17 protein-coding genes and 2 pseudogenes are annotated in these 16,422 nt (G+C 65.6%); 15 read left to right on the top strand and 4 right to left on the bottom strand.

Features of this window, described 5'->3' with window-relative positions; translation table 11 throughout:
* Both MKK88_RS16155 and MKK88_RS16150 read right to left on the bottom strand, forming a co-directional pair.
* Positions 1 to 303, bottom strand: a pseudogene (locus MKK88_RS16155) (hypothetical protein); the annotation flags it as partial.
* A 361-nt stretch (positions 304 to 664) separates the two neighbouring features.
* Positions 665 to 1,267: an acyltransferase gene (locus tag MKK88_RS16150; RefSeq protein WP_244001391.1), complete on the bottom strand. Its 603-nt coding sequence runs from the start codon at positions 1,265 to 1,267 to the stop codon at positions 665 to 667.
* Positions 1,268 to 1,613: 346 nt separating this feature from the next.
* On the opposite strand from MKK88_RS16150, the gene MKK88_RS16145 reads away from it, so the two are divergent.
* Together MKK88_RS16145 and MKK88_RS16140 are read left to right on the top strand one after the other, a co-directional pair.
* Positions 1,614 to 2,132: a hypothetical protein gene (locus MKK88_RS16145; protein ID WP_244001389.1), complete on the top strand. Its 519-nt coding sequence runs from the start codon at positions 1,614 to 1,616 to the stop codon at positions 2,130 to 2,132.
* Between the two features lie 80 nt (positions 2,133 to 2,212).
* The gene (locus MKK88_RS16140) at positions 2,213 to 2,578 is read left to right on the top strand and encodes a hypothetical protein (protein ID WP_244001387.1); all 366 of its coding nucleotides are present in this window, start codon (positions 2,213 to 2,215) and stop codon (positions 2,576 to 2,578) included.
* Between the two features lie 45 nt (positions 2,579 to 2,623).
* On the opposite strand, the gene MKK88_RS16135 is transcribed toward MKK88_RS16140, so the two are convergent.
* On the bottom strand, positions 2,624 to 4,066 hold the full coding sequence (locus tag MKK88_RS16135) for an SDR family NAD(P)-dependent oxidoreductase (RefSeq protein WP_244001385.1): 1,443 nt from the start codon (positions 4,064 to 4,066) through the stop codon (positions 2,624 to 2,626).
* A gap of 213 nt (positions 4,067 to 4,279) precedes the next feature.
* On the opposite strand from MKK88_RS16135, the gene MKK88_RS16130 reads away from it, so the two are divergent.
* The 12 genes from MKK88_RS16130 (at position 4,280) to MKK88_RS16075 (ending at position 14,587) form a co-directional block, all read left to right on the top strand.
* Complete coding sequence (locus MKK88_RS16130; RefSeq protein WP_244001383.1) at positions 4,280 to 5,887, top strand: HAD-IIIC family phosphatase; 1,608 nt, start codon at positions 4,280 to 4,282, stop codon at positions 5,885 to 5,887.
* Complete coding sequence (locus MKK88_RS16125) at positions 5,853 to 6,164, top strand: hypothetical protein (RefSeq protein WP_244001381.1); 312 nt, start codon at positions 5,853 to 5,855, stop codon at positions 6,162 to 6,164. Before MKK88_RS16130 ends, MKK88_RS16125 begins: the two co-directional genes overlap by 35 nt.
* Positions 6,157 to 7,197 carry a 3-oxoacyl-ACP synthase III family protein gene (locus MKK88_RS16120; protein WP_244001379.1) on the top strand — a complete coding sequence of 347 codons (1,041 nt, stop codon included), beginning with the start codon at positions 6,157 to 6,159 and terminating at the stop codon, positions 7,195 to 7,197. Before MKK88_RS16125 ends, MKK88_RS16120 begins: the two co-directional genes overlap by 8 nt.
* Positions 7,194 to 7,421: a hypothetical protein gene (locus tag MKK88_RS16115; RefSeq protein ID WP_244001377.1), complete on the top strand. Its 228-nt coding sequence runs from the start codon at positions 7,194 to 7,196 to the stop codon at positions 7,419 to 7,421. Before MKK88_RS16120 ends, MKK88_RS16115 begins: the two co-directional genes overlap by 4 nt.
* 9 nt (positions 7,422 to 7,430) lie before the next feature.
* Positions 7,431 to 8,156 (top strand): SDR family NAD(P)-dependent oxidoreductase, encoded by a 726-nt coding sequence (locus tag MKK88_RS16110; protein WP_244001375.1) that lies wholly within the window; start codon positions 7,431 to 7,433, stop codon positions 8,154 to 8,156.
* 13 nt (positions 8,157 to 8,169) lie between these two features.
* The gene (locus MKK88_RS16105; protein WP_244001373.1) at positions 8,170 to 8,817 is read left to right on the top strand and encodes an acetyltransferase; all 648 of its coding nucleotides are present in this window, start codon (positions 8,170 to 8,172) and stop codon (positions 8,815 to 8,817) included.
* 673 nt (positions 8,818 to 9,490) lie between these two features.
* On the top strand, positions 9,491 to 10,081 hold the full coding sequence (locus MKK88_RS16100; RefSeq protein ID WP_244001371.1) for a hypothetical protein: 591 nt from the start codon (positions 9,491 to 9,493) through the stop codon (positions 10,079 to 10,081).
* Complete coding sequence (locus tag MKK88_RS16095; protein ID WP_244001370.1) at positions 10,074 to 10,451, top strand: DUF5681 domain-containing protein; 378 nt, start codon at positions 10,074 to 10,076, stop codon at positions 10,449 to 10,451. The genes MKK88_RS16100 and MKK88_RS16095 overlap by 8 nt, the downstream gene beginning before the upstream one ends.
* Entirely contained in the window at positions 10,451 to 11,545 is a 1,095-nt protein-coding gene (locus tag MKK88_RS16090) for a hypothetical protein (RefSeq protein WP_244001368.1), read from the top strand. The genes MKK88_RS16095 and MKK88_RS16090 overlap by 1 nt, the downstream gene beginning before the upstream one ends.
* 273 nt (positions 11,546 to 11,818) lie before the next feature.
* Complete coding sequence (locus MKK88_RS16085; protein WP_244001366.1) at positions 11,819 to 13,060, top strand: site-specific DNA-methyltransferase; 1,242 nt, start codon at positions 11,819 to 11,821, stop codon at positions 13,058 to 13,060.
* 703 nt (positions 13,061 to 13,763) lie between these two features.
* Positions 13,764 to 14,207 carry a hypothetical protein gene (locus tag MKK88_RS16080; RefSeq protein WP_244001364.1) on the top strand — a complete coding sequence of 148 codons (444 nt, stop codon included), beginning with the start codon at positions 13,764 to 13,766 and terminating at the stop codon, positions 14,205 to 14,207.
* The gene (locus MKK88_RS16075) at positions 14,207 to 14,587 is read left to right on the top strand and encodes an HNH endonuclease signature motif containing protein (RefSeq protein ID WP_244001362.1); all 381 of its coding nucleotides are present in this window, start codon (positions 14,207 to 14,209) and stop codon (positions 14,585 to 14,587) included. Before MKK88_RS16080 ends, MKK88_RS16075 begins: the two co-directional genes overlap by 1 nt.
* Positions 14,588 to 15,122: 535 nt before the next feature.
* On the opposite strand, the gene MKK88_RS16070 is transcribed toward MKK88_RS16075, so the two are convergent.
* Positions 15,123 to 15,359, bottom strand: a complete 237-nt coding sequence (locus tag MKK88_RS16070) for a hypothetical protein (RefSeq protein WP_244001360.1) — start codon at positions 15,357 to 15,359, stop codon at positions 15,123 to 15,125.
* Positions 15,360 to 15,570: 211 nt separating this feature from the next.
* Here MKK88_RS16070 and MKK88_RS16065 point away from each other — a divergent pair.
* Positions 15,571 to 16,408, top strand: a pseudogene (locus MKK88_RS16065) (IS3 family transposase); the annotation flags it as partial.
* Between the last annotated feature and the right edge of the window lie 14 nt (positions 16,409 to 16,422).

The raw sequence follows: 16,422 nt of genomic DNA, 5'->3' as shown, positions 1-16,422 counted from the left end.
GCGGGCGAGGTGGGGATGGGCGTCGAGGTAGGCGGCGGAGGCGAAGTCCGGGCGGGGGTCGCGGCCCTCGCGCCATCCGTGGACGAGGTAGTCGCGCACGGGATCGGCGGTGATGCCGTACCACGTGGCGTAGAAGGCGGTGTCGACATGCGGGGCGAGGGCGGCGATCTGCGCCCCGGCGCTGGCGAGGTCGTGGGCCGGCGGCAGGGCGGGTCCGGTCAGGCGGGCCAGCAGCGGCGCGCCGCGCGCCCGCACCCAGCGTGACACCGGAATGCGGTGGGACAGAGCTTTCAGCCGCGTCACCGCACCGATCCCGCCGCGTCGTGCGGTATCCCCGGCTCACGGTTCCTCTGCGGTGCAGCGATCCGCTCCGCGCAGCCGTCGCGTCGGGTGATCGGGGCACGCCCCGCCGGAAGGGCGGCCGGCGCGGTGCAGGATTGGGCACCGCAATCGTCGAGACTGAGAGCTCCGGTGAGCATGAGGTCGCGCAGGCTGGGTCGAGGATGGGGCATCGCGTCGGCCGGGAATGGCCTCGGCGGGCCACCGCCCTATCGGAACGGGCCAGCGTGGTAAACCACTGTGGCGGGCCGGCCCCCTTCAGCGATGCGCCGCACGGGGCGGGAACTCCCCGGCGCGCGATCGGGTCGCTGCAACGGTCCGGCGATCAGATCAGATCCGCGCGCCACGTCACGTTGTCCCGCACGATGCGGGCCGGATTGCCGGCCGCCACGCAATGGGCGGGCACCGTCCCGGTGACGACCGCGTGCGCACCGATGATCGCGTTGTCGCCGATCACGGAGCCCTTGAGGAGGGAGGCCTGATTGGCGATCCAGACGTGATTGCCGACGCGCACGGGCTTGGCCGCGTTCAGCCGGGCCCCGGTTTCCCGATCGATGATCGAGTGGAAATCGCTCGTCGTCATCCAGACGCCCGCCGCGATCGAGCAATCCGTGCCGATCTCGATCGCCTTGGCCTCGACCAGGTTGAGATGGACCAGGCCGGTGAAGCCCGTTCTGTCGCCGATGCGCAGCACCGAACTCGACCCGATATGGATGTTGGCCATCGACAGCCGCACATCCTCACCGACATCGAACCGACAATTGGATTCGATGACGATGTACATATCCTTGTCCGAGACGCAGCCGCGCCCTATCCGGATGTAATTGTTGCTGCCGTTGATATAAACTCTTCCGGCATGATTTTGTTGATCGCGAGCATCAATATCGATAACATTATTTTTTCCCTTATCAAATATATCCAATGGCATAATGTGCTCTGCGGCGTTCGTTGTTGGCCGGATCGCCCTCTGGGCCGATGGTGTCGCCGCGCGCCGGATCCAGGGCCGGGCGTCGGTCGTCCCTCATGGCCGGTGCGGTCTCAGCGTGATCGGACGGGGAAGGTCAGGCCCGGGACGATGTCCGGATGACGTCATCCGGCCAACAATTGTCTCGATGTTTCTATGACATAGTGTGCGGGTGATACAACCGAGCCGCCGCTGCTTGAGCATGGAATTATTCGGCCGCTGGGGTCTCTGCGTCGGTACTGTTGACGACGGGAAGGGCCTGTGCGGTATGGCCTGCGTCATGAACGACATCAGAGTATGAGGCTGGCCGGTGACCGAGGACAACACGCTGACGAAAGCGCTGGCCGACGTCCGGGCGCGCAGGACCGCGCTTCAGCACGATTACGATCGGCTCGCCACAGAGTTGACGAAGCTGCGGACCGCCGAAGCTGCGCTGACCTCGATCGTGGATGGTGTCCCGTTGCAGGATATCGCCGTCCCTCCCCTGTCGGACGGCCCGCGGTCATCCGCGGGTGAGCAGGCTGGATCCCAGCCGGGCGGGCGCCGCGGTGCCCGCGGTCCGCGGGCGAACTCGGCCAAGGGCCGCCTGAAGGCGCTTCTCGGTACGGCCGGGCCGCAGGGCCTGTCGCATGCGGAGATCGCCGAGCGGCTGTCCGATGTCGCCCCGAACACGCTCAACACCTACCTGAGCATGATGGTGACGGGCGGCGAGGCGGTCCGGAAGGGTGACTTCTTCTCGGCGGCCGCAGAGCCGGAGACCGTGGTCGACCCGGATGAGGCGGATGCGGACGCGGCGGCCGACCCGTCGGACGCGGATGCGGCGGAGTGATCGCGTCTCGCGACTGGTCCGCCAGCCTGCTACCATGTCGACGCCGCCGGGTTAGGGCGGCGTCAAAGGGGCGATCCGCCATGCGGTCGATAGTCTTGCTCTGCGCCGTCCTGCTCCTGCCGACCCAGGCCTGGGCGGCTTGCCGGTGCGCCTGCGTCAAAGGCGTGATGCGCCCGATCTGCCAGCCGACAGACCTCGTCGAGCCGATCTGCCAGGGCCTGTGCGAGGATTCCATCCGGCCCAGCCGGCTCGTGGTGCCGTTCGGCGGCGGCCTGCAGGCGAACAATCCGGTCCAACCCTTCGATCCCGCGCCCGGCGGTCTCATCCAGCAGGATCCCAATCTCAACACCGACACGCGCGGCAATCCACTTGGCACCGCCGGGGTCCAGGGCGGCAACGATGCCCTGTCGAGTTCCGTGGGGGCGGGGGGCGCGACGGCGCGCTGATCCCGGCACGGTTGCCGACCGCCGTATCCGCGGCGACGGCGCCGTTCAGAGCGATGACATCCGCTGGATGATCGGCAGCATTAGGGCACTGGGGGCGGCAGCCGGAACGGGGAAGATCGTGGCGGTCTGATCCGTGCGCACCCGCGGCAGGCGCTCGATCACGGTCTTCAGATTCGGGATTGTCTTCGCCATCGTCGCCGCGAGCGTCTCGCCGGCCGTCTTCGCCATCACGTATTCCAGGGTGTCGCGGGGCGCCTCGTCGATAGCGGTGGTCGAGGGATAGAAGGCCGTCACCGCACGCCCGCGCCCGAGGCAGAACAAGCTCAGCGCGTAGAAGGCGTAATTGTAGATCCGCATCATCTCCTCGAAGCCGGCCGGCTCGAACGGGGCGCGCTTCTGGCGGAAGATGCGGGGCGTGGCGAAGTGATAGAGCTGGGTCGGGTCGTTCTCCAGGGATCCGAGTTGCTCGGCAACCGGCCGTGCGGCGTCGTAGCGGAGGACCTGGCAGCGCCCCCCGGCCTCCCGGATCTCCCGGGCCACCGCCTCCGCCTCGTCGGCCCCGGAGGCGTAGGTGATGCAGACCGCGCCGCCCCCCACGGCGATCAGCTTGGCCGTCGCCGCACCGAGGCCCCGTGAGCCGCCGACGATGAGGGCGGTCACGCCCGCGAACGCCCCCGGCTGGATGAGGGCCGCAAGGTCCCGCAGGCTTTCCTGCTCGACCGGCCGCGGACGGACGAAGCCTTCGACGCGGCCGGCAAGGCCCGGGCCCTGGACCTCGAGCGTCACCGATTGCAGCATCGGCTGGAACCGCTTCACCGCATAGGCGAGGCTCGATCCGCTGGCTTCGTCGGTGAGGGTAACGTCGATCTTCGAGAGGATCGAGTGCAGCCCCGGCACGAACATGCCGATCAGGGTCGAGAGGCCGCCGAGACCCGCGACGCGGGCCGGACCGATGGCCTGTGCGAGGCGTGGGGCCAGCGCGGCGATCGCCTCCGGATCGGGAAGTCGGAAGGCGCCGGTCAGGCCCGTCAGGGCCTCGGGATCGTGGGCGACGGGCTCCGCGGGGATCGGGCAGGGCACGGTTTGCACGGGTGAGGCCGGCGGCCGTTCCGCCGCCGACACCGCCTGGATCGTCATCACGCGGACCCCGTCCACCGTCAGGGAGAGGTCCAGGCGCTGCGCCTCCGCCTCATGGGCCGTCTTCCGGATCGTGAGCGTCGTGCGGTCCCCGACCAGGATGAAACGCTCGAAGCGCATCTGGAGCGTCGCGAGCCGTTCGAGCGGATACGCGGCCGCGCAGGTCTCCAGGGCCCAGAGGGCGGCGTGAACGCCGTGAACCGCGCGCTCGCCTGCGAGCGTCCGCCGGGCCATCCGCGCATCCATGTGCATCGGGTTCACGTCGCCCGTCGCCCGCGCGAAGGCGGCCTGATGCGCCTCGGTCCAGACCCGCGTCGTCGCGGAGCCATCGCCCGAACTGGATCCGTTCATCGAGAAGCTCCCATCGACACCCGTGCCGCCACCTTTGCCGACACCCCTGCCCTCCGCCGAGGGCGGCCGATCGCCCGGGCGGCGGGGCGGACCGGCCCCTTGCTTTATGACACGCGATCTCGCAAGAGGGCGGCGCTCGCACGCACGGGAAGGGGCCGGTCAATCGCCGGAGGGCAGGCACCCGCCAGGGTGTTGCAGGGACCGGTATCGAGGATGACCACGGCTCGCGCCCTATCGATCGGCTTCGTCGGAAACGTCGTCACCAACCCGTTCGGGAAAGTGGCGAGCCGCCTCGCGGATCTGGCCACGGTCTCGGTCGAGCATTTCCCGATCGGACAGATCGAGCAGGTCCTGACGGGGCCCGCCTCGGTCGACGTCCTCGCCGTGCATCTCGACCATCGCTGGTTCTTCGATGTCGCCCCGGACGACGGCGCGGTCGCCCGCGCGCGCGCGCTCGCCGATCTGGTCGCGGCCCGTCTGGCGCGGGCGCCCGGAACCGTCATCCTCAACACCGTGCCGTTCGTGCCGGTCTCGTCGGTGGAGAGCGATCTCCACGATCAGCTGGAGGCCCTGGCCCGGATCAATGCGGTGCTGTTCGACCTCGCCCGGTCGCAGGAGCGGGTCAGCGTCATCGATGCGGCCGGTGCCCTGGCGATTCTCGGCTTCGCCGGCGCCTTCCGCGAGCGCAACCGCTACATGTACCAGATGCCCTACGCCCCGGCGGCCGTGGACGCGCTGGTCGAGCGCTACGCCGATGCGGTCGCGGCCCGGCTGCGGGCGCGCCGCAAGGTGGTGGTGGTCGATGCCGACAACACCCTCTGGGGCGGCGTCGTGGGCGAGGACGGGGTGGAGAACCTGGAGGTCGACAGCGACTATCCGGGGATCGTCCACACCCAGCTCCAGCGCCAGCTGCTGCGCCTGAAGCACCTCGGTATCCTGCTCTGCGCGGTGACCAAGAACAACGAGGAGGATTTTCGCGCGGTGTTCGCGCAGCGCGCCATGCCGCTGCGCCTCGACGATTTCGTGGCCTATCGCAGCAACTGGTCCGAGAAGAGCGAGAACATCCGCGACCTCGCCGCGACGCTCAATCTCGGCCTCGACAGCTTCATCTTCCTCGACGACAACCCGTTCGAGATCGAGGAGGTCCGCACCCGGCTCCCCGGCGTCGCGTGCCATCTGTTCGACCGGACGCGCCCCGAGCAGGCGCTCACCCTGCTCGACGGGATCGCGTCCCTGCGCGCCCGGAACGTCACCGCCGAGGATCTGGCCAAGACCGAGCAGTACCGGGGCGAGGCGCAGCGGCAGGAGCTGCAGCGCTCGGCCGCCTCGATGGACGAATACCTCGCCTCCCTGGAGATCCGCGTCCATATCGCCCGCAACAATCCGGGTTCCCTGCGGCGCGTCACGCAGCTGATCAACAAGACCAATCAGTTCAACCTGACCACCCGGCGCTACACCGAGGACGAGGTCGCCACCGCCATGCGCGAGGGCAGCGTCTACGCGGCCCGGGTGGTCGACCGGTTCGGCGATATGGGCATCGTCGGCGTCGCCATCGTCCGGAACGGCGCGCTCGAGACCTTCCTGATGAGCTGCCGGGCGCTGGGACGCCGCATTGAGAGCCAAGTTCTGCGCTACGTCTGCCAGCAGGAGGCCGATCCGGAGCTCAGGGCCCAGTATCGCCCGAGCGCGAAGAACCGGATGGTCGAGACCTTCCTGGACGAGAACGGGTTCGCGCTCCTCGGCTCTGGCCCCGAGGGCAAGGACTATCGACTGACCCGAGGACCGGATGACACCGCCTACATTCACATCGTCGCGGAGTGAGGGCGCGGCCGCCGCGGCCCGCACCACCCTGGATCGTCTGATCGAGACCTGGGGGCGCCCGGAGCTGAGCGCGCTCGGCCCCGAGGACGACCTGTTCGACCGGATTGATTCCTTCGCGGTGGTGGAGCTGCTGCTCGAGACCGAGTCCGAGGTCGAGAAGAAAGTGGGCCGCTACGTGCCGCTCGCCGACGAGAGCATCCTCGACAGCACCCGTTCGCCGCTGCGGCGGCTGCAGGGCTGGTTCGACTACGTGGCGGACGCGGTCGCCCGTGGCTGAGCTGCGCTTCCGGAACGCCGGCCTCGCCGGCCTCGTCACCACGGTCGGCGGCCGGGCGCTGGCCTTCGACGCCGAGGCGGCCGATCTCGGCATGGCGCCGGAGGAGGCCGAGCGGCTCAAGCGCGCAATGGGCTTCACCACGCGCCACGTGGTCGTGCGCGACGACACGACGACGGCCGATCTCTGCCTGCATTCCGCCCGCCAACTCCTCGCTGGCCTCGACCTGCAACCGGAGGATCTCGACGGGCTGATCCTGGTCACGCAGACGCCCGATTACAGCTCGCCCTCGACCGCGATCAGCCTGCAGCACCGGCTCGGCATGCGCACCGACACGCTGTGCTTCGACATGCGGCTCGGCTGCAGCGGCTTCGTGTACGGGCTCTCGGTGGCCTACAGCCTCGTGGAATCGGGCCTGAACCGGATCCTGCTCTGCGTCGGCGACGTGGCGAGCCGGATGGTCGCCGAGGACGACCGCGCCATCACGCCGATCATGGGCGATGCGGGCGCCGCCATCCTGATCGAGCGGCGCGCGACGGAGAGCGTCTTTCAGCTCCACAGCGACGGATCGGGCGAGAAGGCCCTGTTCATCCCGCATAGCGGGCTGCGCCGGGATGCCGAGGATGCCGACAAGCCCGCCACCATGCATATGGACGGCGCGCAGGTGTTCAACTTCTCGCTCAAGCGCGTGCCGGGGCTGATCACCGACATCCTGGCGGCCGCGGGGCTGAAGCCGGAGGATCCGGACTTCTACGTCCTGCACCAGCCGAACAAGTATATTTTGAAGAACCTGCAGCGGCGCTTAGGACTCGACGACGGCAAGCTTCCCTCGGGCACGCAATCCGTCTACGGGAACCAGAACGCCGCCTCGATCCCCGGCACGATCTCCGGCTTCCTGGCGGAGGATTTTGCGCACCGGCCCCTGCGCGCGGTGCTGGCGGGGTTCGGCGTGGGTCTGAGCTGGGGCGCGTGCGCCATCACCACCGACCGGATCTACGCACCCCCCGTCCTGAAGTTCGAGGAGACCGCGCGATGACCGAGGCTGGGTTCCTGGACGAGCTCGGCGCGATCCTGGATCAGCCGGGGCCGCTCGCGCGCGGCCAGAAGCTCGGCGAGATCGAGACCTTCGACTCCCTCGGCATCCTCAACATCATGGCGCTGTTCGACACGCTGGGCCTTGAGGTCGAGCCGGCGCGGATCGCGGAGGCCGCGACCACCGACGACCTCCTGGCCATGGCCGGCGCGAAGCTGGCCGCCTGAGGCCGGGCGATGGCGGATCCCACGGGTCATATCCTCGTCGTCGGTGCCAGCAGCGGTATCGGCCGGGCGGTTGCGGAACATTTCGCCCGACAGGGCTCGGTCGTCACTGCCCTCGCCCGCCGTGCGGATCGGCTCGCGGAACTCGCCGAGGCGGGGATCGCGACCGTCGCGGCCGACGTGACCGACCTGGCGGCGATCGGCGGCGTTCTGCAATCTGCGGTCGCCGAGCGCGGGCTGCTGACGGGTCTCGTGTACTGCGCCGGCGTTCAACTCATCAAACCCATGCGCAGCCTCGGCGTCGACGAGGTCGAGCGTGTGTACAAGACGAACCTCGTGGCCCCGACCCTGTTCGCCGCCGCCTTCGGCAATGCCCGGGTCTCGACCCGGGACGCGGTGTTCTGCGCCGTGTCGTCGGTCGCGGCCCAGCGCCCGGAACCGGCGATCGTTCCCTATGCCGCATCAAAAGCGGGGCTCGACGCGCTGATCCGCGGTCTGGCCCGGGAACTCGCGCCGCGCCGCGCGGTCGGCGTCGCGCCGGGCTGGCTCGACACCGAGATGACGCAGGCCCATGCCCGGCTCTACGGCGACGAGTTCAAGGCCGCGCTGGAGAAGCGGAGCCCGGCAGGCGCCGCCACGGTGGACTCGGTGGTCGACGCCATCGCGTTCCTGATGTCGCCGCAGGCGCGGCACGTGACCGGCGAGATCCTGCGGGTCGACGGTGGAGCGACGCTCTGATGGAGGGCGGCCGGTGACGTCCGAGACCAAGCGCCTAGCCCTTATCGGCGGCGGCGGCTTCTCCAAGGAGATCGCCGAGGTCGCGCAGCTCTGCGGCTACACCGTGGAGGCGACTTATTCGAGCCAGCCGAGCGCGCAGGTCGGAACCTATCGGGGCTATCTCGATGAGTTGCTGGCCGATCGCGCGGAGTTCGACGGCGTGGCGCTCGCCGTCGGAGGCGTGAGCCGGGCCGCGATCCAGGCGCGGGCCGAGATCATCGCGTGGCTCGACCGGCACGCCCTGCCCTGCCCGCCCCTGGTCTCGCCGCACGCGATTGTCAGCCAGGGCGTGGTTCTGGGCGCCGGCGCGTTCGTGGCCCATGGCGTGATCGTCAACGTCGATGCGCGGCTCGGACGGTTCTCTGTGCTGAACACAGGAGTGATCATCGGTCACGACACGCGGATTGGCGACAATACCACGATCTCACCGGCGGCCTTCGTCGCCGGGCGCTGCACGATCGGTGCGGACGGATTGGTTGGCCCGCTGGCCAAGGTGCTGCAGGGGCTGACAATCGGTGAGCGGGCGATGGTTGGCATGGGCTGCACTGTGCTGCGCGCTGTGCCCGATGACGCCGTGATCTGGCCGAGGCCCGATAACCCGGTCGCTGCGGATCGCGGTTGAACTGATCCGAGCCCAGATGATCTGCATGTCAGCTCCCTGGCTCGAGTGACTGCCTGCTTTCAGGTTGCGCCCCGCATTACACGGCACTGCCGATCGCACTTCGTGCTAGCTCGCCCAGGCACCGAGCCTCCAACGAACCCTCTCAGTCGATTTAACCACCCGTGCCCATCCGGCTGTGCGCTGCCGGCGATGCGTCGATGCCGATCACCCCTCCACGCTACTAACCCAACGTACTCAGCGCCTGTGGCTGATGCGATAGGGCGGTGAAGGCCTGCTCATCAGGGAATTTGACGCTTATACGTCGTTCTTTGGCGGCATGCGGCCGGAAATTGGATTTCATAATCAATCGAGTAGCCGCAAAATTCCCGCCGGTTTGGAACAGGGAACTATCTAACTCTAACAGGGATATAATCGCGCGCCACAGGGTGCCTGCCAGCTAAAAACTTTGGGGTCTATTGAACCCCTGGTCAGTGGCTCTAAATGAGCGCCTATGACTGCTACACGCCAGCAAGCCATCCAACTCGTCTATGCGCTCATGTACGGGGCGTCGGAGACGGCGCGTCTACGCCTTGCGCAGCCTGCTCCCCCTCGGCTTATTGCTAGCTTGAGGCGTCTTCTCGACGAGGACCTCGTGCGTGCTCGCGCCAGCCAAGGTGGGGATTCAGCATGTACCTTGGCATTCTACGACGAGTTGCCAACTGGGACTGGGTATGAAGTCCAATATACGCCGCACCGCATATTCAACCTCGCTGTGGCGCATGATCTGACCCGCTTCGGCTGTAAGCAGGGGGAGGTCATCAAGCTTATCGCGGCGAATCAAGTCAAGCTTAAGCACGTCTTTGACAAGGCGAATGATAGCCTTGAGACGTGGGGGCGCACGAATTTCATACAATCTGGCGAGGCTGATTCGAAATTATCGCCGCGCCAGAGACGAGAGCAGCTTAAAGTATTCCTCGTGCTGCGTCAGGTCGAGGCGACAGAACATGCGGTTCAATATTTTGGGCCATTGACCAAAGAAGGTGGGCGGCTCGAGCACATCGAAATTCTCGATGGGCCACAAGAACTTTCAGAATTCCTCTCTGAGGAGCTGACCGGCGGCCTCTTCGGTGCATTCGTGATCGAGCTATCCGAGCTGGCCGTCCGCATCACCGAACTTGTCCAGCAGGCACCGGTGCGCAAGCGCGGGCGTCAGCCATCGAAGCCGCCCGCAAACTGGTGCGATGTCGTCGCCCAATTCCGCGTTCGGGATCGCGATCATGAGTGATGATTACGAGATCGGCTACCGCAAGCCACCGCGTCATAGTCAATTCAAGCCTGGGACCTCCGGTAATCGTGTCGGGCGCCCACGTCGTTCGAAAAACATCGACACGCTGTTTGAACAACAACTCGATCGACTCGTCGCCGTCACTCGCGACGGCCGAAAGGTACGCGTTAGCGTGCGCGAGGTGATCATTATGAACATCGTGAAGGCTGCGGCGAATGGTGACGCCCGTGCTCGGGAACTTGTCCTTCGGCATATGCGGGAAAGAGGCCAGCCCGACCTCTTTGGCATCAGACCTTTTGACGACAAAATCTTGGCCGAGCTTGCCGTCACGCTCGTCCCGCTGGATGACGACGATAAATCGGATGCGTGATGATGACGAACTCTCTTCACGAGCGGCTCTATCGCGCCGACCTAGCCTCCTTCACGAAGCTCGCTTTCCACGAGTTGTCTCCGCGAGACGAGCTCGGCACCAGCCGGCACGTCGACATCATGGCCGATGCACTGCAAGGCTGCCTCGATCGCGGCGCCACTCGCCTGATCCTCAACGCCCCGCCGCGCAGCCTCAAATCACATTGTGCCTCGGTCGCGATGGTGGTCTTCGCGCTCGGCCGAGATCCAACGCGCAAGATTATCGTCGTCGCCGGCACGCGTGCCTTGGCCGCAGAGCTGCAACGCCGTGTTATCGCGCTCATGCGCACCCCGCGGTGTCGGGTCCTTTTCCCGCATCTGCGGCCGACTGTGACACCGGGCGAGATCATCCTGCCGCACGGCGGCGGCATTCTGTATCGGGCTGTTGGCCAGAGCCTGATCGGGCGCGGTGCCGGCCTCATCGTCATCGACGATCCGATCGCGCCCCATCGGGCGCAGGACGATGCGGCGCGCGGCGGCGTCAGCGCTTGGTACGATGCCGAAATCGTGCCGCGCCTGAACGATAAAGCCGGCGGCGCGATCGTCCTGGTTATGCAGCGTGTGCACGAGGATGATCTGACGGCTCACGTCCGCAAAAGCGGGGTGTGGGCCGAAGTTGTCCTGCCGGCTATCGCTCTCAACTACGAGGCATGGCGACTTCATCAACGGCGGACCGTCTTGCGGCAGAAGGGCGAGCCGTTGCTGCCGGATCGCGAAGGGAAGGACACCCTGATCGCGATCCTGCACGAGATCGGCGCCTACAATTTCCGGGCACAGTACCTGCAGCAACCATCGAAAGCGCCGGGACTCGAGCGTGTGGGTTGGTTCTGGGCGCCGCGGCCGTTCGGTTCGCAGCCCGAGATGCCGATCGGTGGTGCATTCCGCAAGGTTCGCGAGATCGACACCATCCTGTTCGAGGTCTTCGGCGTCGGCCAACCGCCGCCATACGCGAGCGAGGCGCCCTACAGCGACGCTGATTGGGAGGCGCGAGCGATCGTCCAGCAGCAGCGGCTCGTGGCTGAAGCCCAAGCCGATCGGCACCGGCAGGAAGCGTAGGTTTGATGATCTTCGTCACTCTCCCGGTCGGGTTGGCCGGAGGCCCGAAGATTATCTGATTAGTGGACGGTGAAGCGCGTTAGAGGGAGAGCAATCATGGGACGTGCGACGCGAGACCGCTTGGGCAGCGCTGACCTGTTGGTCGACGCTCTTCATAGCAAGAGTCGTCGGCGCCGGACGAACCTCGACCGACCCGCTCCTGCGGCAGGCCGGGTGCGCAACGACTTGGCTCCGAACCTCGCCTTGGTTCAGCGCTCACCAGGAGCACTCACGGTGCCGGCCCGCGCGGTGCGCAAGCGCGACATTGCCCAGGTGGAGCGCGTGGCCGCCTCGATCCGCTCTCTCGGCTTCTGCGACCCGGTGCTGATCGACGGGCAGGACGGTATCCTCGACGGCGTGGCGCGCGTCGAGGCAGCCAAGCTCGTGGGTTTGAGCGTCATTCCCTGCATCGTCGCGGGCCACCTCACGTCAAGCGAGCAGCGCGCTTTGCGGCTGGCGCTCAACCGGCTGCAGGAGCGCGGCGGCTGGGACTTGGACGAGCTGAAATTGGAGTTCGAGGAGCTCGCGCTCGAAGATGGCCCGCTCGACGTGACGGGCTTCACGGATGGCGAGATCGACCAACTCCTCTTGGATGATGAGTCCGACACCGTTGAGCCCGGCCCGTTGACACCGTCGGCGGACGCGGCAGCGGTGGCACAGCCGGGCGATGTGTTCGTGCTCGGTCGGCACCGGTTGGTCTGCGGGGATGCCCGCGATCCAGCCGTGCTGGCCAAGCTCATGGGAGCGGAACATGCGCGCCTGCTTCTAACCGATGAACCTTACAACGTACCGATCCGCGGGCACGTGACGGGCGGTGAGCACCGCGAGTTCGCGATGGCCAGCGGTGAGATGACCGTGGCGGAATTCCAGACGTTCAACTTGGACTGGATCGAGGCCACCCTGCCCCACCTCGTCGAGGGTGGCGTGTTCGGCACCTTCATCGACTGGCGCGGGCTACACGTGGTCCAACATGCGGCGGCTGCGTTCGCCTTGTCGCCTTTGAACCTGATCGTGTGGGCGAAGACGAACGCCGGCATGGGCAGTTTGTACCGCTCGCAACACGAGCTGCTCCCTTTGTTCAAGAAAGGCGAGGAGGCGCACGTCAACAACGTCAGCCTGGGCCGCGGCGGCCGCTGGCGTTCGAACCTCTGGACCTATCCTGGTGCATCGTCGCTTGGATCAGGCTCGCGGAAGGGCCTGCAAGATCACCCAACGGTTAAGCCAGTCGCGGTGCTCGCGGATGCCTTGCTCGATCTTACGGGGCGAGATGAGGTCGTCCTCGACCCATTCCTGGGCTCAGGCTCGACGCTGATTGCGGCCGAGCGGACGGGGCGGCGGTGCTACGGGGTCGAGATCGACCCGCGTTACGTCGACCTGATCGTGAGACGGTACGAGGAGGTGACGGGCGGTCGTGCCATCCGTGAGGCTGAAGGATCGCGCCATGACCCAGCTGAGTGGGTTGTTCCAACACCGTGATGCTGGGCTGACCTGCCGACGACGTTCTCGGATTGTGACGGCTCCGTAAGCCGAAGTGTAGGCCACCTTCGGTGGCTGCTCCGGCTTGTAACATCATGATCTCTTTGATTGGTTTTAAAAATACAATCATTTGCGTGCTAAAATTCACAATTCGTTCGTGGGAGCGTGCGCTGAAAATAGTCGTCCAACGTCGATTGTGACTGGACTGTCGCCGCCAACGGAGCGCTAATGCTCGCAGAGCGACGCACTCATAAACCGATTGATAGGCCCAATGAGTCGCAAATCTAAGCTGCCAAGCACTGGAATAACTTTCATTGTCAGGCACCTGCGCACCACGAGTATTTGCGGCCGTCAGTCGACCACGTGCGAGCTAGCTGCTGTGACCGATTGCAGGGGTTTCTTCATGCCCTCGGACTGACGCTGAGCAGTCAGCACGCCTGAAGGCAGCAGCATGCGTGCCTCAACCCCGCCGGTCCCACGGGTCGACAGCGGGGTCGGGTTGGTGGCGGAGCAGGTCCCGCCGATAACCCGGAGCGCAGCATGTCTTCTCCTATTCAGTACCACCTTCAGGCCCTCTCCTCGACTCCAACGACCTCTAAGGCATTCCGCTGCCCTGCTGGATTCCCGTCAACCGCGCTTTCGCACACGCTGTCTTCTGACGGGTCGTGTGTCGCCCTCTCCCCGCTCAGCGCGTGAGGGGACCATGTCGAACCGCACCATCTCCTGGGCTGCTGCCCTGCGCGAGTTGAAGGCTGACCGCGCCGTCCGCTTGCCAATTCGCGAGGAGCGCTTGCGCACGAACGTGGGTCTGCGCGGCGCGCCTGCTACCGCTATGAGCGTCTGGCGCGGGCGCTCCAGTCGGCGCTATATTGTGGTCGTTCAATCGCTCGACGCCCCCGACCTCGTCGCTGAGCACGCGGCTGTCATTCTCGCGATCGCTCGCTGTGAGAACGGGCAGGCCTCGATCGTCGCTGCACGCGCCTGCGACGCTGGTGATCCTGGTTATCTCGGCTGGCTTGCCGCCTGTGCTGGGCTCGGCGCGCGCGAGTTGCACGCCTACCGGCTAGCCGAGACCCAGTCTGAGCGCGCCGAGATCGCGGCGGACCTTGGCGGGCCGGCCGCGGACAGTGCTGCGGGGATGGCGTGATGGCGCGGCGGGAGTTCAGCAAGGCGGTGCTGCGCGCCGCCCTCGCACGGGCTGACGGGCGCTGCGAGGGGCTCCTCAAGGACGGCAGCCGCTGTCCTTGCGCGCTTCAGGTCGGGCGGTTCCACTACGACCATATTATCCCGGCCGCGCTGACGGAGGATGCCTCGTTGGGCAACTGTCAGGTGCTGTGCCGGCCCTGTCATGCGGCTAAGACGGTGGTCGACGTCGGCGTGATCGCGCAAGTGCGGCGGGTGCGCGACCGGCATGCGGGCATCGTCGGCTCGCAGCAGCGAATCTTCCCGTGTGGCAAGGCCAGCCCGTTCAAGCGACTGATAGGCGGTGGTGTCATCCGGCGCGATACAGGCGAGAGGCTGGATTAGGGTGAGCAGTAGATAAGAATACGCCTGCGTGGATAACTTTGGTGAAAGGAGGATGCTGACGATGTGCAACCCCGTCTACACCCGGTTTCAAACTTCAAACCACTCGCCTAGCTTGTTCCCTGAGCCGGGAACGCCTTCCTGAAAGCGCGCCCGACTGTCCACCGGTAACTTGCGTGCCGCTTTCTGGTCCAGCTCTCCCCAGCCAGGCTGAATCTGCCGAGATGATTAATCGGTCGTAACTCGGGCTTTTACCGGACACCGCCTCTTCCAAAAGTTCAGCACTGTCAAGGGGCAACGATAAGTGGCGAGTGCTGACCAGGGGCTCCTCCGGTTCAGCACGAGCAACCGCCAACCAAGCGACTGGGTCGCGTTTGAAATCGTCGAAGGAGGACATCGGCTGCTCCCTGCAATTCAGAAAGCCCAACGCCGAATTCAGCTGGAGGTTCGATTAAAAGAAGCCCCCAGTGGCACAGAACGCAGCATGCAGAGCTGTTTCGGTCAAGCATCGCCACTCCACGTTGGCGCTTATGGAAAATCAGGAGGTAGCTGAACCGTCTGAGTCGGACGCGCTTACCGGAGGCATTGGGATCGCCTCATCGACCTGCTCGCGTAACGCCTCGACGATACCCTCCAGCAGCATTTGCGCTGCCTCAGGCTGGAAACCGAAGGCAAGCGACCGACCCATTGTGACAAGACTAATCACGAGTTCGCCTCCGTCGCGGCGGACCCAGTTCACACGTTCGATCGGAACATTCTGCGGAGCGTTGGTCATCGGCTCTGTCGGATCTCAGATAGGTCCGGCCTTTATCAGCTACAATGCTTCAGGCGCCAAGCCCTAATATGGTTAGAAGTATAGGCTGGGCTTTTTGCGAGGCTACTGCCCCGTAGCGGAGACAAAATAGCCCTATGGCCAGATCCGAGCAATTGACAAGCGCGGGTCCCCGATAGCAAAGCGACGGATGCAGCCGATGGACTTGAAGTAGGACTTCCCGGTCGCGCTCCTATGCAAGGCCCTCGCCGTCAGCCCGAGCGGCTACTTCGCCTTGAAGAAAAGCCCGGCATCGACGCGGCAGCGCGAGGACCTTGTGCTGCTTGCCCACGTCCGGGTCCACCTTAACGCTCTCGCACGAAACTTACGGCAGCCCGCGCATGACCCACGAGCTGCGCAAGCAGGGTTTAGCGGCAGGCCGAAGGCGCGTGGCCCGGCTGATTTGGGAGAATGGGCTCAAGCCCGCCAACGGCACCGTGTCCGGCGGATCACGAAGAGCAGCTACGCCTTGTCGGTCGCCCCCCAACCGGCTCGCCCAGGACTTCATGGCGGCGGAGCCGGATCGGAAGAAGGGAAGCGACATTTCCTACGTCTGGACGCGGAATGGGTAATAATATCTGGCGGCGGTTCTCGACATGTACTCCGGACGGGTCGTGATCTAAGCGGCAATTGACTATCATTAGTAAAAACCTTTGCCGGCTGTGCTGTGACTTGCCCTTGTCATCGTCGATTTGACCCAGCTCTACTGCATTGCTCCAACCGCGACAACAGTACTGATCAATCAAGAATCATGCCGAGCTACGAAGAAAAGGCAACGTAGTCTCAATGGCCGCCAAGTGAACCGCTCTGACAACACGACGGCCGAGATCTTCTTCAAGACAATGAAGAGTGGATTGGTCTGGTGTACCGCGTTCCAGACGCAAGCCGAGGCCATCGCCGCGCTGACCTGTTACATCGACGGCCTCTATAATCCCCAACACCGTCACTCCGCGCTTGTTTTCGCCAATCCCAATCGGTTTGGGAAAGGCGCTGGCACGCCAATTGCTCTCCATGAAACCGAAGCAAG

Origin of the sequence: Methylobacterium sp. E-005 (assembly GCF_022829725.1) — a bacterium.
Lineage (GTDB): Bacteria > Pseudomonadota > Alphaproteobacteria > Rhizobiales > Beijerinckiaceae > Methylobacterium.
This window is presented reverse-complemented; position numbering and strand designations above follow the sequence as displayed.

Coding starts and splice junctions, on each gene's coding strand:
- MKK88_RS16150 (WP_244001391.1), bottom strand. CDS start 1,267: ATGCCATTGGATATATTTGATAAGGGAAAAAATAATGTTATCGATATT.
- MKK88_RS16140 (WP_244001387.1), top strand. CDS start 2,213: ATGCGGTCGATAGTCTTGCTCTGCGCCGTCCTGCTCCTGCCGACCCAG.
- MKK88_RS16135 (WP_244001385.1), bottom strand. CDS start 4,066: ATGAACGGATCCAGTTCGGGCGATGGCTCCGCGACGACGCGGGTCTGG.
- MKK88_RS16130 (WP_244001383.1), top strand. CDS start 4,280: ATGACCACGGCTCGCGCCCTATCGATCGGCTTCGTCGGAAACGTCGTC.
- MKK88_RS16125 (WP_244001381.1), top strand. CDS start 5,853: ATGACACCGCCTACATTCACATCGTCGCGGAGTGAGGGCGCGGCCGCC.
- MKK88_RS16115 (WP_244001377.1), top strand. CDS start 7,194: ATGACCGAGGCTGGGTTCCTGGACGAGCTCGGCGCGATCCTGGATCAG.
- MKK88_RS16110 (WP_244001375.1), top strand. CDS start 7,431: ATGGCGGATCCCACGGGTCATATCCTCGTCGTCGGTGCCAGCAGCGGT.
- MKK88_RS16095 (WP_244001370.1), top strand. CDS start 10,074: ATGAGTGATGATTACGAGATCGGCTACCGCAAGCCACCGCGTCATAGT.
- MKK88_RS16090 (WP_244001368.1), top strand. CDS start 10,451: ATGATGACGAACTCTCTTCACGAGCGGCTCTATCGCGCCGACCTAGCC.
- MKK88_RS16080 (WP_244001364.1), top strand. CDS start 13,764: ATGTCGAACCGCACCATCTCCTGGGCTGCTGCCCTGCGCGAGTTGAAG.
- MKK88_RS16075 (WP_244001362.1), top strand. CDS start 14,207: ATGGCGCGGCGGGAGTTCAGCAAGGCGGTGCTGCGCGCCGCCCTCGCA.
- MKK88_RS16070 (WP_244001360.1), bottom strand. CDS start 15,359: ATGACCAACGCTCCGCAGAATGTTCCGATCGAACGTGTGAACTGGGTC.